Here is a 14,164-nt window from a genome sequence, read left to right on the forward strand (position 1 = left end):
AGGTTTTTATGCTTATCGTTGTTCCCGTCCTTATTTTCGTTGCGCTGGTTATCGTAGGCGCCGGCGTCAAAATTGTCCCTCAGGGTTATCAGTGGACCGTCGAGCGTTTCGGCCGATACACCAACACACTCCAGCCAGGCTTAAGCCTGATTGTTCCCTTCATGGACAGAATTGGTCGCAAGATCAACATGATGGAGCAGGTTCTGGACATTCCGTCCCAGGAAGTGATCTCCAAGGATAACGCCAACGTCACCATCGACGCCGTCTGCTTTATTCAGGTGATTGACGCGCCGAAAGCGGCCTATGAGGTCAGCAACCTGGAGCTGGCGATCGTCAACCTGACGATGACCAACATCCGTACCGTGCTCGGCTCGATGGAGCTGGACGAGATGCTTTCCCAGCGCGACAGCATCAACACCCGCCTGCTGCACATTGTCGACGAGGCTACAAACCCGTGGGGGATCAAAGTTACCCGCATCGAGATCCGCGACGTGCGCCCGCCGGCGGAGCTGATCGCCTCCATGAACGCCCAGATGAAAGCCGAGCGAACCAAGCGCGCCTATATTCTGGAAGCCGAAGGGGTACGCCAGGCGGAGATCCTCAAAGCGGAAGGGGAAAAACAGTCGCAGATCCTGAAAGCGGAAGGTGACCGCCAGTCCGCGTTCTTACAGGCGGAAGCGCGTGAGCGTTCAGCCGAAGCGGAAGCCCGCGCGACCCAGATGGTGTCCGAGGCGATTGCCGCTGGTGATATTCAGGCCGTGAACTACTTTGTCGCGCAAAAATATACCGACGCGCTGAAAGAGATTGGGTCGGCGAACAACAGCAAAGTGGTGATGATGCCGCTGGATGCCAGCAGCCTGATGGGCTCTATCGCGGGCATAGCCGAACTGATCAAGGACAGCGGAAACGAGCGTAAAAAATGATTGAGCTGATCGTTGCACATCCTCATGCCTTCTGGCTAAGCCTCGGCGGCTTATTGCTGGCGGCGGAGATGCTGGGCGGCAACGGCTACCTGCTCTGGAGCGGTGTTGCCGCCGTCATTACCGGTCTTATGGTCTGGATCCTTCCCCTGGACTGGGCGTGGCAGGGCGCGCTGTTTGCCGTGCTGACGCTGGTGGCCGCCTGGCTGTGGTGGCGCTGGCTCAACCGGCGGGTTAACGAGCAGAAGCCGGTGGACGCCCACCTTAACCAGCGCGGACAGCAGATTGTCGGCAAGCGTTTTACCCTCGACACCGCGCTGGTGAACGGACGTGGGCACATGCGGGTAGGTGACAGCTCGTGGCCGGTGGTGGCCGACGATGACCTCAGCGCCGGCACGCGGGTGGAGGTCATCGCGGTGGAGGGCATTACCCTGCGGGTAAAAGCCTGCTAAGCGTGGGTTTTGCGGTGGCAGCAGCCGGCAAGATTATCGATGATCGGGCAGTCGGCGCTGTCATCCCCCGGACAGGACGCCGCGAGCTGCAGCAGCTGTTCGCGCATCGCCTGTAGCTCGACGATGTGGCGTTCAATTTCGGCCACCTTTTCCAGCGTGCGTTTTTTCACGTCGGCGCTGTGACGCTTTGGATCGTTGAACAGGTTAACCAGCTCGCCGCACTCTTCCAGATTAAAACCGACCTGTCTTGCCTGGCGCAGCAGCGTCAGTTCATCCAGATGCAGCTGCGTGTAGCTACGGTAGCCGTTTTCACTGCGCAGCGGCGGCGTCACCAGCCCCTTCTCTTCATAAAAGCGAATCGCTTTGCTGGTTAAGCCGGTTTTTTTTGCCACATCACTGATATTCACATTTCCCCCTTGACCTTCCCCTTGATGGAAGGTTTAACCTTCATAACAGTTAGTGAAAAGCGTTACTCCGGTCAACAACTGACCAAAATATTATACGGGAGTTTTGTTATGTCTCACACTATTGACCTGACGCTGGACGGTCTCTCCTGCGGCCACTGCGTCAAACGCGTTAAAGAAAGCCTGGAACAGCGCCCTGATGTGGAAAGCGCTGACGTGACTATCGATCATGCCGCCGTGACCGGCAGCGCCAGCGCGGATGCGCTGATTGATACCATCAAGCAGGCCGGTTACGGGGCGGAGTTAAGCCACCCAAAGGCTAAACCGCTGGCAGAGTCATCATCCCCGTCGGAAGCACTGACAGCGGCCACTCCTGAGCTTCCGGCAGCGGATGATATTGATGACAGCCAACAGCTGCTGATCAACGGCATGAGCTGCGCCAGTTGCGTCTCCCGGGTACAAAACGCCCTGCAGGCGGTACCGGGTGTCGCGCAGGCACGGGTCAATCTTGCGGAGCGTACTGCGCTGGTAATGGGCAACGCCTCCGCCGCAGAGTTAGTGCAGGCCGTTGAGAAAGCGGGCTACGGCGCGGAGGCCATCGAAGATGATGCCGAACGCCGCGAGCGCCAGCAGGAAACGGCTATCGCCACCATGAAGCGCTTCCGCTGGCAGGCGATTGTCGCCCTGCTGGTCGGTATTCCGGTGATGGTGTGGGGCATGCTCGGCGACAACATGATGGTCACCGACGACAACCGCACGCTGTGGCTGGTGATTGGTTTGATTACCCTTGCGGTGATGGTGTTCGCAGGCGGACATTTCTATACCAGCGCCTGGAAGAGCCTGAAAAATCGTACCGCGACGATGGATACCCTGGTCGCCCTCGGTACCGGCGCGGCGTGGCTCTATTCGATGAGCGTGAACGTCTGGCCCCAGTGGTTCCCGATGGAAGCGCGGCATCTCTATTATGAAGCGAGCGCGATGATTATCGGCCTGATTAACTTAGGCCATATGCTGGAAGCCCGCGCCCGCCAGCGCTCCTCGAAAGCGCTGGAAAGATTGCTTGATTTAACCCCACCGACGGCCCGCGTGGTCACGGACGAAGGGGAAAAAAGCGTTCCGCTGGCCGAGGTTCAGCCCGGCATGACGCTGCGTCTGACCACCGGCGACCGGGTTCCCGTTGACGGCAAGATAACCCAGGGCGAAGCCTGGCTGGATGAAGCGATGCTGACCGGGGAGCCTATCCCTCAGCAGAAATCAGACGGCGACGCCGTGCATGCCGGTACGGTCGTGCAGGACGGCAGCGTGCTGTTCACCGCCAGCGCCGTCGGCAGCCATACGACGCTGTCGCGTATTATTCGCATGGTGCGCCAGGCGCAGAGCAGTAAACCAGAAATTGGCCAGCTTGCTGATAAAATCTCGGCCATTTTTGTGCCGGTGGTGGTCGGCATTGCCCTGCTGAGTGCGGCGATCTGGTACTTCTTCGGCCCGGCGCCGCAGATTGTGTATACCCTGGTGATCGCCACCACGGTGCTGATCATCGCCTGCCCTTGCGCCCTTGGTCTGGCGACGCCAATGTCGATTATCTCCGGCGTAGGCCGCGCGGCCGAATTTGGCGTGCTGGTGCGGGACGCGGACGCGCTGCAGCGGGCCAGCACCCTGGACACGCTGGTGTTTGATAAAACCGGCACGCTGACGGAAGGTAAACCGCAGGTGGTCGCCGTCCACACAGTGGGCATTTCGGAAGAGGATGCACTGCGTCTCGCCGCCGCGCTGGAGCAAGGCTCCAGCCATCCGCTGGCGCGCGCCATTCTTGATAAAGCCAATGCGTCTGCCCTGCCGCAGGTGAACCAGTTCCGCACCCTGCGCGGGCTCGGCGTGAGCGGTGAAGCAGAAGGCCACGCGCTGCTGCTGGGCAACCAGGCGTTGCTCAATGAAAACGGCATTGATACCGCCGCGCTGGACAGTGAGCTCAAGGCGCAGGCGTCACAGGGCGCCACCCCGGTTCTGCTGGCGGTGGATGGCAAAGCCGCCGCGCTGCTGGCCGTGCGCGATCCGCTTCGCCAGGACAGCGTGGATGCCTTACAGCGTCTGCACCGTGCGGGATATCGTCTGGTGATGTTGACCGGGGATAACCCAACCACCGCCAACGCCATCGCGAAAGAAGCCGGTATTGACGAGGTGATTGCGGGCGTACTGCCGGATGGCAAAGCGGACGCCATTAAAAACCTGCAACGTCAGGACCGTCAGGTGGCGATGGTCGGCGACGGCATCAACGATGCCCCGGCGCTGGCCCAGGCGGATGTGGGGATCGCAATGGGCGGCGGGAGCGACGTGGCCATCGAAACCGCGGCCATCACGCTGATGCGCCACAGCCTGATGGGCGTGGCCGATGCGCTGGCCATTTCGAAAGCTACGCTGCGCAACATGAAGCAGAACCTGCTGGGGGCGTTTATCTACAACTCGCTCGGCATCCCGATTGCTGCCGGTATTTTGTGGCCGCTGACCGGTACGCTGCTTAATCCGGTCGTCGCGGGTGCGGCGATGGCGCTCTCCTCCATCACCGTGGTCAGCAACGCCAACCGGCTGTTGCGGTTTAAACCGAAGGATTGAACCTTGTACCCGTACGCGCTAGCATGAACCTTTACGTTTATGGAGCGCGTATGGGTCTGTTTCATCGTATAAAAACATCGTTTCGCGCCCTTTTCCCTCGCCGTTACGCCTGGCCCGGTCTGGATATTTCGCTTCCCGGCGGGCAACACCTGCACCTGGTTGGCAGCATCCATATGGGCACGCAGGATATGTCTCCCCTGCCCCCCGGCCTGATTAAACTGCTGAAACACGCCGATGCGCTGGTCGTTGAGGCGGACATTTCGGGTCAGGAGTCACCGTTTGCCGGGCTCGAGAGCGATCTCACCCTGGCGGAGCGCCTGGATGAAGCCCAGCTTGCGGAACTGACGCGCGTCGCCGATGAGACGGGCGTCTCGCTCTCCATGATTGACACCCTGCCGCTGTGGCAAATCGCGATGGTATTGCAGGCTACGCAGGCGCAGCGTCTGGGGCTGCGGGGTGATTACGGCATTGATTACCAGCTGCTGAACGTGGCAAGGGCGCGCAGTTTGCCCATCATCGAGCTGGAAGGAACGGACAGCCAGATTGCGCTCCTGCGACAGCTTCCCGACGACGGTCTGATGCTGCTGGATGATACGCTGACCCACTGGCACACCAACGCGCGCCTGCTGCAAACCATGATTGGCTGGTGGCTGGATGCGCCGCCCGCGGACGGCAGACTGGCGTTACCGTCGACCTTCAGCGAATCGCTGTATGATGTGCTGATGAATGCGCGCAATAAAGCCTGGCGGCAGACACTGCATGCCTTACCTGCGGGGCGTTATGTGGTGGCGGTCGGGGCGTTACATTTGTACGGAGAAGGGAACTTGCCGTCGTTGCTGAAATAAAAAAATGGCCAATATTTCTATTGGCCCGTCAAAGAGGAATTTCATCGTTTTTATTATGCCGAAGGAGACCTTCGGTTGAGCCGATTGTCGCTCAAAGTGACCATCACTGCCAACACTATTGCGCAAGATGGTGCTATTTTTTAGACAAACGTCAGGCGTATGCTGTTGGCATGATTTGTCTGTCGTAAGAAGGATAGCTATGACTCCCGCCGTTAAATTACTCGAAAAAAACAACATTTCTTTCCGGATCCACACCTACGATCACGATCCGAATGAAACCAACTTTGGTGATGAAGTGGTGCGTAAGCTGGGGCTGAACGCTGACCAGGTTTATAAAACGCTGCTGGTGGCAGTGAACGGCGATATGAAGCACCTCGCCGTCGCGGTGACGCCCGTGGCAGGACAGCTGGATCTTAAGAAAGTCGCCAAAGCGCTGGGGGCGAAGAAGGTAGATATGGCGGATCCGATGGTGGCGCAGCGCACCACGGGCTACCTGGTGGGCGGCATCAGTCCACTCGGGCAGAAAAAACGCCTGCCAACGCTGATCGATGCCCCTTCACAGGAATTTGACACCATCTTTATCTCCGGCGGCAAACGCGGGCTGGACATTGAACTTGCCGCGGGCGATCTGGCAAAAATGCTGGACGCGAAGTTTGCGGATATTGCCCGCCGGGAGTAAAAAAAGCCGGGTGGCGGCTACGCCTTACCCGGCCTACATTTTGCACCCGTAGGCCCGGTAAGCGCAGCGCCACCGGGCAACACAACGGCACTACTGCCAGCTCACCTCACCTTTCGGCTCATACGCATTCACGTCAATCGGCGAATTCTGCTCGATATACTGCTTCAGCACTTCCGCGTCGATAAAGCCAGTGTTCACGTATCCCGGTTTATTATCAATATGCGGATAGCCGTCGCCGCCGGTGGCGTTAAAGCTTAACGTCGCCAGACGGTAGGTTTTCGCCGGGTCAACCGGTTCGCCTTTGATCTTCAGGTCGTTAAGCTTGCCGTCTTTCGCTACGAAGCTCACGTTGGCAAACTGCGGATAGGCCCCGGAATCCGGCTTCATCTGCGCCACGGCGGTCAGGTACTCAACAACCTCCTTCCCGCTCATGTCGGCATAAACCACCACGTTACCGAACGGCTGCACCTTCAGAACGTCTTTATAGGTGATGTTTCCGCCTTCGATGGAATCACGAATGCCACCGCCGCTCATTACGCCAAAATCAGCCCCGGTGCGCGCCATTTGCGCCGCCAGCACCAGGTGGCCCATGTTGGTCTGCACGAAGCGAACTTTACTGCGATCCCCCTCCAGACGCCCGTTCAGCGTGCCGATTTTCACATCCAGCTGCGCCTTGCCTTTGTTCTGGAACGGCGTCAGCAGGGAGAGCATCTGCTGGTTTTCAGCGATCTCTGGCGTGTAAAGTACGCGCTCGCTTTTCCCGTCAGGGTACGTGACTTTCTTCTTCAGGTTGACCGGAATGAGCTGATAATGGACCAGCTTCATCTCGCCGTTACGGAACTCAAAGTCTGCCCGACCCACGTATTTGCCCCACTCGTGCGCCTGCACAATCCAGATACCGTTCTGACGGTCTGGCGCGCACGGCGTACCCGGGACGTAGTCCACCTGCTTTTTGTTCTCGGATGCCATACACACCGGATCCTGTGAGTGACCACCCACAATCATCGCCAGAGAGCCCGCAGGCAGGCTGCGCGCCATCTCCACGTCACCGGGCGCGTTAGAGCCGTGCTCACCGTTGTCGTAGTGCCCCATGTGCGTGGTGGCGATAATAACGTCCGGCTTTTCGTTTTGCTGCAGCTCCTGAATCACCAGCTTCGCTTCGTCTGCCGGTTTGCGGAATTCGATATCGGTGAAGAACTCAGGGTTGCCAATTTTCGCCGTATCGTCGGTGGTTAAGCCGATGACCGCGATCTTCAGATCCTGACGCTTAAACAGCGCCCACGGCTTAAACAGACGCTCGCCAGTACTTTTTTGGTAAATATTGGCGGAGAGGAACGGGAATTTGGCCCATTTTTCCTGCTGACGGAGTACGGTCAGCGGATTATCAAATTCATGGTTACCGACGGCCATCGCGTCGTAGCCAATCAGATTCATGCCGCGAAAGTCGGGTTCGGCGTCCTGCAAATCGGATTCCGGCACGCCGGTGTTGATATCGCCGCCTGAGAGCAGCAGCACGCTGCCGCCCTGGGCTGCGACCTCTTTACGAATGCCGTCCACCAGCGTTTTTTGTGCCGAAAGGCCATATTCGCCGTATTCACTGCGCCAGAAATGACCGTGGTGGTCGTTGGTATGCAGAATGGTAATTTTATAGGTTTTGTCTTTTTCATACGCCTGCGCGGGCAGGCTTACCAGCCCCCACGCCGCGATGAGCGCCAGCGCGACGCCCCGCTTCATTAACTTCATCTTCTCTCTCCCTGACCAATAGACAAAGGCAGAAATTACAGTGACTAATAAGAATAGACAAATAAGTTTTCATAATTGCGACTTTCTTCAAATGTCGCAGGCGGGTATGTTAGTCGGATAATAATTACTCCCTGCACTTCTGCTAACAAAACGTGGTATTTATGGCAATCAGTGAATCAACCCAGCCCGTTCCGGGCGCGCCGGCGTCGCGCACCTCCTTTAAAGTCTTAGGTGCAATCAGTCTTTCACACCTGCTCAACGACATGATCCAGTCGTTGATTCTGGCAATTTATCCGCTGCTGCAGTCCGAGTTTTCGTTAACCTTCGTGCAGATCGGGATGATCACCCTGACCTTCCAGCTAGCTTCCTCGCTGCTGCAGCCGGTGGTGGGCTACTGGACGGATAAATACCCGATGCCGTGGTCGCTGCCGATCGGCATGTGCTTTACCCTAAGCGGTCTGGTGCTGCTCGCCATGGCCGGGAGTTTTGAAGCCGTGCTGATCGCCGCCGCGCTGGTGGGTACCGGCTCGTCCGTGTTCCATCCGGAGTCCTCCCGCGTGGCGCGGATGGCGTCCGGTGGTCGTCACGGCCTGGCGCAGTCACTTTTCCAGGTGGGCGGTAACTTTGGTAGCTCTCTCGGCCCGCTGCTGGCCGCAGTAATCATTGCCCCTTACGGTAAAGGCAACGTGGCGTGGTTTGTGCTGGCCGCGCTGCTGGCGATTATTGTGCTGGCGCAGATTAGCCGCTGGTATGCCGCTCAGCATCGCGTCAATAAAGGAAAACCTAAAGCGAAGGTTATCAATCCCCTGCCGCGCAATAAGGTTATCCTGGCGGTAGCCGTCCTGCTGGTGCTGATTTTCTCGAAATACTTCTATATGGCGAGCATCAGCAGCTATTACACCTTTTATCTGATGCAAAAATTCGGATTATCGGTACAAAATGCGCAGATTCACCTGTTTGCCTTCCTGTTCGCCGTTGCGGCCGGCACGGTCATTGGCGGGCCTGTGGGGGATAAGATTGGGCGTAAATATGTCATTTGGGGCTCTATCCTCGGTGTGGCGCCCTTTACCCTCATTTTGCCGTACGCCAGCCTTGAATGGACGGGAATTTTAACCGTGATTATTGGTTTTATCCTCGCTTCCGCGTTTTCCGCCATTCTGGTCTATGCCCAGGAGCTGCTGCCTGGCCGTATCGGTATGGTTTCCGGACTCTTTTTCGGTTTTGCCTTCGGCATGGGCGGTCTGGGTGCAGCGGTGTTAGGGATGGTTGCGGATCACACCAGCATCTTCCTGGTTTATAAAATCTGCGCTTTCCTGCCACTTCTTGGGATGTTGACCATATTCCTGCCTGATAACCGCCACAAAGCGTGAATTACGGGCAGCCAAAGTGTGACATTGGCTGCCTGACACCCTGATGCCATAAGGGTTTCTTCTTTCTCCTCTCGCTGAATTTATCAAAATGCGCTTTTTTACGCGCATATTGCTGTTTTATTCAAACTTCAACAATTATTCATAAACATAAGAGTAAAAATTGTCATAAACTATTACTCGGTTTTTTGGTTTTTCACCAAAAAGGAACACCCACAACGAAAGGAGACGGAATGCACCACGCCACACCGCTTATCACCACCATTGTTGGTGGACTTGTGCTCGCTTTTATCCTCGGCATGATTGCCAATAAACTGCGTATTTCTCCTCTTGTCGGCTATCTGCTGGCAGGTGTGCTGGCGGGACCGTTTACGCCAGGTTTCGTTGCGGATACCAAACTGGCCCCTGAACTGGCGGAATTGGGCGTGATTCTGCTGATGTTTGGCGTCGGTCTGCACTTTTCCCTGAAGGATTTGATGGCGGTAAAGTCGATTGCCATACCGGGAGCGATCGCCCAGATAGGGGTGGCGACGCTGCTTGGGATGGCGCTTTCGGCCGTGCTGGGCTGGTCGTTAATGACCGGTATCGTATTTGGGCTGTGTCTCTCAACCGCCAGTACCGTGGTGCTGCTGCGCGCGCTTGAGGAGAGACAGCTGATTGACAGCCAGCGCGGGCAGATCGCGATTGGCTGGCTGATTGTTGAAGATCTGGTCATGGTCCTGACGCTGGTGCTGCTGCCCGCCGTCGCCGGAATGATGGAAAAAGACAATGTCGGCTTTGCCTCGCTGGCGCTGGATATGAGCATCACCATCGGTAAAGTGGTGGCGTTTATCGCCATCATGATGCTGGTGGGCCGCCGTCTGGTACCGTGGATCATGTCCCGCAGCGCGGCGACCGGCTCCCGCGAGCTGTTCACCCTCTCCGTGCTGGCGCTGGCGCTGGGCATCGCCTTTGGTGCCGTTGAGCTGTTTGATGTCTCCTTTGCCCTGGGCGCGTTCTTCGCCGGGATGGTGCTGAACGAATCCGAGCTGAGCCACCGTGCGGCGCACGATACGCTGCCGCTGCGCGATGCGTTTGCCGTGCTGTTCTTCGTCTCCGTCGGAATGCTGTTTGACCCGCTGGTGCTGATCCAGCAGCCGCTGGCCGTGCTGGGCACGCTGGCGATCATTATTTTTGGTAAGTCGCTCGCCGCCTTCTTCCTGGTGCGAATGTTCGGCCACTCCCCGCGGACGGCGCTGACCATTGCCGCCAGCCTGGCCCAGATTGGCGAGTTCGCCTTTATTCTGGCCGGTCTGGGCATGGCCCTGAACCTGCTGCCGCAGGCCGGACAAAACCTGGTGCTGGCGGGGGCGATCCTGTCGATTATGCTGAACCCGGTCCTGTTTGCCCTGCTGGAAAAATACCTCGACAAAACCGAAACGCTGGAAGAGCAGACGCTCGAAGAGGCCATCGAAGAAGAGAAGCAGATCCCGGTGGATATCTGCAATCACGCCCTGCTGGTCGGCTTTGGCCGCGTGGGCAGCCTGCTCGGCGAGAAGCTGATGGCGCAGGGTATTCCGCTGGTGGTGATTGAAACCTCACGCACCCGCGTCGACGAGCTGCGCGAGCGCGGTATTCGCGCGGTGCTGGGCAATGCGGCGAACGAAGAGATCATGAATCTGGCGCATCTGGACTGCGCCCGCTGGCTGCTGCTCACCATACCCAACGGCTATGAAGCGGGTGAGATTGTGGCCTCCGCTCGCGCGAAGTGCCCAACGATTGAGATTATCGCCCGGGCGCACTATGACGACGAGGTGGAGTACATTACCGAGCGCGGTGCAGATAAGGTGGTGATGGGCGAGCGCGAGATTGCGAATACCATGCTGACGCTGCTGGAGAAACCGCCGGTTGAAGAGGCGGTGACGGGGTAGGTTTGGTGCGGCCTGATGCCCTCACCCTGGCCCTCTCCCACGGGGAGAGGGAACAAACATTAAAAAAGGCAACTTACGTTGCCTTTTTACATTTACCGATCCCAATACGCCTCTTCGAGGCTGTCTTCCCGTTCCGGCAAGCCACGCGTTAAGCGCGGTGAGTGCTGGTTCAGCACCTGATAGCTTACGCGGTTGGCGTACTTGCACACCTGCGCCAGCGACGAATAGGTCAGCCAGCTGAACTTATGCTTGCTGGAATTCGGCACGTTGGTTTTGTGGTAGGCATTGGCGGTAATGTCGTGCAGCAGCGCGGCCAGCGCGCCGTCGCCTGCGCCGTTGGTGTTCATGATCTTCTCCGGACCACCCATATATGGCGCGATGTGAGAGTAGATGCGCAGCGGGTTAATGCAATCTTTATAACGCATGCCGCGGCTGAACTCGTACTGGTTGAACTCGGCAATCGCGCCGGGCAGCAGCGGATGCTGGGTTTTGCGTTTGCTCTCTTCCTCCGTGAAGCCGGCCATATACAGTCCGACAGGGCCCGCGGTGCAGAGCACCAGATCCACCCAGTCCAGCGCTTTATCGGACGCCAGCAGCGGATCGCTTTCACCGGTCAGCGCTTCGGCCTCCTCTTCGTTCATCGCCAGAATCGAGACGTGCTCTTTCAGGAACGCCTGCCACCACTCTGGGTTATCGGCAATCACGAATTTGGTGCCCAGCGTCAGAACGACCGGCACGTCGTACTTCTTCGCGTACTCAATCGCCTTCATGGTCGCTTCAGGCATCGGCTCGCCCGGCTTGCAGCGCACCAGGTAGGAGGTCAGCACCAGCGCCGAGGCGCCCGCAATCACCTCTTCGGGAATGCTTTCCGCGCGCAGCTTGTTCATATGCCCAGGACTGATGGCAAAGGTCCGCTCGCCGGATTCGCCGATCAGCGTAAAGCAGCGGCCAATCGGGCCGTCGACGCCCTGAAGATAGTTCAGATCGGTACGGCTGGAGGTGTTGCACAGATAGCGGTAAGCGTAGCCGCCGATTTCAATGTTGCTGCACATCACGCCGAGCAGTACCGAACGGTCGTCGGCCAGCACGGAGTAGTTATGCATGGTATTGCCGATGGTACCGCCGGCGAACTGATGGGTAATCAGGTTTTCGCGCACCAGCTCCTGGTACAGCGCTTCGGCAACGTCATCCTCAATCACCAGCGAGTGCCCGGCGCTCAGACCGTAACGGGCGACAAACGCATCATCCACTTTCGCCTCAATGTCCACCAGCGTCTGATCGATACCGACGACCCACGCCGCGCTGGTTTCATTTTCTGGCTGGATTTGCTGCAGGAGCGGATCGCGGGCATCGACGGGGAAGTAGTGTTTGGATTTACGTTTACCGGGAAATTTCATGGTCTGAACTGTACGAAGAATATGGGCCGGGAATGGTAGCACAAACCCGGCCCGGAGTGCGATCAGCGGCTGTTCGTCACCAGTGAGACCATCATGTCGATATGTTCAGGCGAGTCGTTAAGCGCCGGAATGTACTCGTACTTTTCGCCGCCAGCCTCCAGGAAAAATTCCCGGTTTTGCACCGCGATCTCCTCCAGCGTTTCCAGACAGTCTGCCGAGAAGCCCGGCGACATCACCTGAATATGCTTCACGCCCTTCTCGCCGAGCATTTTGAGGGTTTCATCAGTGTACGGCGTCAGCCACGGCTCGCGGCCGAAGCGCGACTGGAAGGTCATCATCACCTTCTCCGGCGGCAGGCCAAGGGCGGAGACCAGTTCGCGGGTGGTATCGCGGCAGCGCTGCGGGTAATCATCACCCTCGTTAGCGAAACGCTGCGGGATCCCGTGATAGGAGAGCAGCAGCAGATCCGGCTCACCGTGCTTTTCAAACGACGCGCGCGCGCTGTTAGCAAGCGCCTTGATGTAGAGCTCGTTATCCGCGTAGTCGCGAATAAAGGTCACGCCCGGAATGCGGCGGCGGGTTGCCAGTATGCGCGCCAGCTCGTCCCAGACGGCGGCCACCGTCGAGCAGGAGTACTGCGGGTAGAGCGCCAGCACCACGATATGGTCCACGCCCTGCGCCAGCAGGGATTCTACCGCGCTTTCCAGAGAGGGTTTGCCGTAGCTCATGCCGAGCGCGACGGGCATCTCCGGCAGGCGGGCGGCCAGCGCTTTTTCCTGGCGACGGCTGTAGACCATCAGCGGCGAGCCCTCTTCCATCCATACGGACTGATAGAGTTTGGCGACGCGCGGAGAACGAATCGGCAGAATGACGCCACGCAGCAGCGGCCACCACAGCAGTCGCGGAAAATCCACGACGCGCGTGTCGCTTAAAAATTGTCGCAGGTAGCGTTTTACCGCGTCTGATGTAGGTGCTTCTGGAGTGCCCAGATTGGCAAGCAGGATGCCGGTTTTCGCCTGACTCATTCACGCCTCTTAACCATTTGAATGGTTGTCAATTGTAGCGGAAATGCGTTTAAACGGAACCCATTGCTGCAATAGGTAAGATGAGAATATTTCTCACCCGGAGGACCCGGGTGAGAGAAGTGCAATTAGCCGAGGATTTTTTCCAGCTCTGCACGTACGTCAGCCACGGCTTTGGTGCCGTCGACTTTGGCGTATTTGGTGTTACCCGCCTGCGCTTCTTTGGTGTAGTAGCCGATCAGCGGCGCGGTCATTTGATGGTATTCCACCAGGCGCTTGCGCACGGTCTCTTCCTGATCGTCTTTACGGGTGGTCAGCTCTTCGCCAGTCACGTCGTCTTTGCCTTCAACCTTAGGCGGGTTGAATTTGATGTGGTAAACACGGCCAGAAGCAGCGTGTACGCGACGGCCAACGATGCGGTCAACGATCAGCTCGTCCGGTACGTCGAACTCCAGAACGTAGTCCACGTTGATGCCCGCTTCTTTCATGGCGTCAGCCTGAGGAATGGTGCGTGGGAAGCCGTCCAGCAGGAAACCGTTACGGCAGTCTTCCTGAGCAATGCGCTCTTTGACCAGAGCAATTACCAGCTCGTCGGTCACCAGCTTGCCTGCGTCCATGATGTCTTTCGCCTGTTTACCCAGCTCGGAGCCAGATTTAACAGCGGCGCGCAGCATATCACCGGTGGAGATTTGCGGAATACCGTATTTCTCCATGATGAACTGAGCCTGAGTTCCTTTACCCGCGCCCGGAGCGCCAAGCAGAATAATACGCATTGCGAAAATCCCCTCAAAAGTCGTTTCAATTTTTCAAAAGCG

12 protein-coding genes are annotated in these 14,164 nt (G+C 57.9%); 7 read left to right on the forward strand and 5 right to left on the reverse strand.

Annotation, left to right across the window (positions count from 1 at the left end; all coding sequences use genetic code 11):
- Positions 1 to 8: 8 nt before the first annotated feature.
- Positions 9 to 923 (forward strand): SPFH domain-containing protein, encoded by a 915-nt coding sequence (locus BMW97_RS08810; protein WP_008499312.1) that lies wholly within the window; start codon positions 9 to 11, stop codon positions 921 to 923.
- A complete protein-coding gene (locus tag BMW97_RS08815; protein WP_045909738.1) occupies positions 920 to 1,372 on the forward strand; it encodes an NfeD family protein in 453 nt (150 codons plus the stop codon). The genes BMW97_RS08810 and BMW97_RS08815 overlap by 4 nt, the downstream gene beginning before the upstream one ends.
- Here the strand turns inward: BMW97_RS08815 and cueR are convergent.
- Positions 1,369 to 1,779, reverse strand: coding sequence for a Cu(I)-responsive transcriptional regulator (cueR, locus tag BMW97_RS08820; protein WP_045909739.1), 411 nt, complete (start codon positions 1,777 to 1,779; stop codon positions 1,369 to 1,371). The genes BMW97_RS08815 and cueR overlap by 4 nt on opposite strands.
- Positions 1,780 to 1,887: 108 nt before the next feature.
- On the opposite strand from cueR, the gene copA reads away from it, so the two are divergent.
- The 3 genes from copA (at position 1,888) to ybaK (ending at position 5,910) form a co-directional block, all read left to right on the forward strand.
- Entirely contained in the window at positions 1,888 to 4,386 is a 2,499-nt protein-coding gene (gene copA, locus BMW97_RS08825) for a copper-exporting P-type ATPase CopA (protein WP_045909740.1), read from the forward strand.
- Between the two features lie 50 nt (positions 4,387 to 4,436).
- Entirely contained in the window at positions 4,437 to 5,231 is a 795-nt protein-coding gene (locus BMW97_RS08830; RefSeq protein ID WP_045909741.1) for a TraB/GumN family protein, read from the forward strand.
- 199 nt (positions 5,232 to 5,430) lie between these two features.
- Positions 5,431 to 5,910, forward strand: a complete 480-nt coding sequence (gene ybaK / locus BMW97_RS08840) for a Cys-tRNA(Pro)/Cys-tRNA(Cys) deacylase YbaK (protein ID WP_045909742.1) — start codon at positions 5,431 to 5,433, stop codon at positions 5,908 to 5,910.
- Between the two features lie 90 nt (positions 5,911 to 6,000).
- Here ybaK and ushA read toward each other — a convergent pair whose 3' ends face one another.
- Positions 6,001 to 7,653: a bifunctional UDP-sugar hydrolase/5'-nucleotidase UshA gene (gene ushA / locus BMW97_RS08845; protein WP_045909743.1), complete on the reverse strand. Its 1,653-nt coding sequence runs from the start codon at positions 7,651 to 7,653 to the stop codon at positions 6,001 to 6,003.
- Positions 7,654 to 7,814: 161 nt separating this feature from the next.
- Here ushA and BMW97_RS08850 point away from each other — a divergent pair, with 161 nt between their 5' ends.
- A complete protein-coding gene (locus tag BMW97_RS08850; RefSeq protein WP_021241625.1) occupies positions 7,815 to 9,023 on the forward strand; it encodes an MFS transporter in 1,209 nt (402 codons plus the stop codon).
- A 230-nt stretch (positions 9,024 to 9,253) separates the two neighbouring features.
- Positions 9,254 to 10,930: a YbaL family putative K(+) efflux transporter gene (ybaL, locus tag BMW97_RS08855; RefSeq protein ID WP_045909744.1), complete on the forward strand. Its 1,677-nt coding sequence runs from the start codon at positions 9,254 to 9,256 to the stop codon at positions 10,928 to 10,930.
- 92 nt (positions 10,931 to 11,022) lie between these two features.
- On the opposite strand, the gene BMW97_RS08860 is transcribed toward ybaL, so the two are convergent.
- From BMW97_RS08860 to adk, 3 genes are all read right to left on the reverse strand, one after another.
- A complete protein-coding gene (locus BMW97_RS08860) occupies positions 11,023 to 12,327 on the reverse strand; it encodes an inosine/guanosine kinase (RefSeq protein ID WP_045909745.1) in 1,305 nt (434 codons plus the stop codon).
- Between the two features lie 62 nt (positions 12,328 to 12,389).
- Positions 12,390 to 13,352, reverse strand: coding sequence for a ferrochelatase (gene hemH, locus BMW97_RS08865; protein ID WP_045909746.1), 963 nt, complete (start codon positions 13,350 to 13,352; stop codon positions 12,390 to 12,392).
- A 125-nt stretch (positions 13,353 to 13,477) separates the two neighbouring features.
- On the reverse strand, positions 13,478 to 14,122 hold the full coding sequence (adk, locus tag BMW97_RS08870; RefSeq protein WP_006809841.1) for an adenylate kinase: 645 nt from the start codon (positions 14,120 to 14,122) through the stop codon (positions 13,478 to 13,480).
- Between the last annotated feature and the right edge of the window lie 42 nt (positions 14,123 to 14,164).

The sequence above is a fragment of the Enterobacter sp. NFIX58 genome (genome assembly GCF_900110475.1).
Lineage (GTDB): Bacteria > Pseudomonadota > Gammaproteobacteria > Enterobacterales > Enterobacteriaceae > Enterobacter > Enterobacter quasiroggenkampii.

Excerpts from the sequence above, each read along its gene's own strand:
- BMW97_RS08810 (WP_008499312.1), top strand. The coding sequence starts at position 9 with ATGCTTATCGTTGTTCCCGTCCTTATTTTCGTTGCGCTGGTTATCGTA.
- BMW97_RS08815 (WP_045909738.1), top strand. The coding sequence starts at position 920 with ATGATTGAGCTGATCGTTGCACATCCTCATGCCTTCTGGCTAAGCCTC.
- copA (WP_045909740.1), top strand. The coding sequence starts at position 1,888 with ATGTCTCACACTATTGACCTGACGCTGGACGGTCTCTCCTGCGGCCAC.
- BMW97_RS08830 (WP_045909741.1), top strand. The coding sequence starts at position 4,437 with ATGGGTCTGTTTCATCGTATAAAAACATCGTTTCGCGCCCTTTTCCCT.
- ybaK (WP_045909742.1), top strand. The coding sequence starts at position 5,431 with ATGACTCCCGCCGTTAAATTACTCGAAAAAAACAACATTTCTTTCCGG.
- ushA (WP_045909743.1), bottom strand. The coding sequence starts at position 7,653 with ATGAAGTTAATGAAGCGGGGCGTCGCGCTGGCGCTCATCGCGGCGTGG.
- BMW97_RS08850 (WP_021241625.1), top strand. The coding sequence starts at position 7,815 with ATGGCAATCAGTGAATCAACCCAGCCCGTTCCGGGCGCGCCGGCGTCG.
- ybaL (WP_045909744.1), top strand. The coding sequence starts at position 9,254 with ATGCACCACGCCACACCGCTTATCACCACCATTGTTGGTGGACTTGTG.
- BMW97_RS08860 (WP_045909745.1), bottom strand. The coding sequence starts at position 12,327 with ATGAAATTTCCCGGTAAACGTAAATCCAAACACTACTTCCCCGTCGAT.
- hemH (WP_045909746.1), bottom strand. The coding sequence starts at position 13,352 with ATGAGTCAGGCGAAAACCGGCATCCTGCTTGCCAATCTGGGCACTCCA.
- adk (WP_006809841.1), bottom strand. The coding sequence starts at position 14,122 with ATGCGTATTATTCTGCTTGGCGCTCCGGGCGCGGGTAAAGGAACTCAG.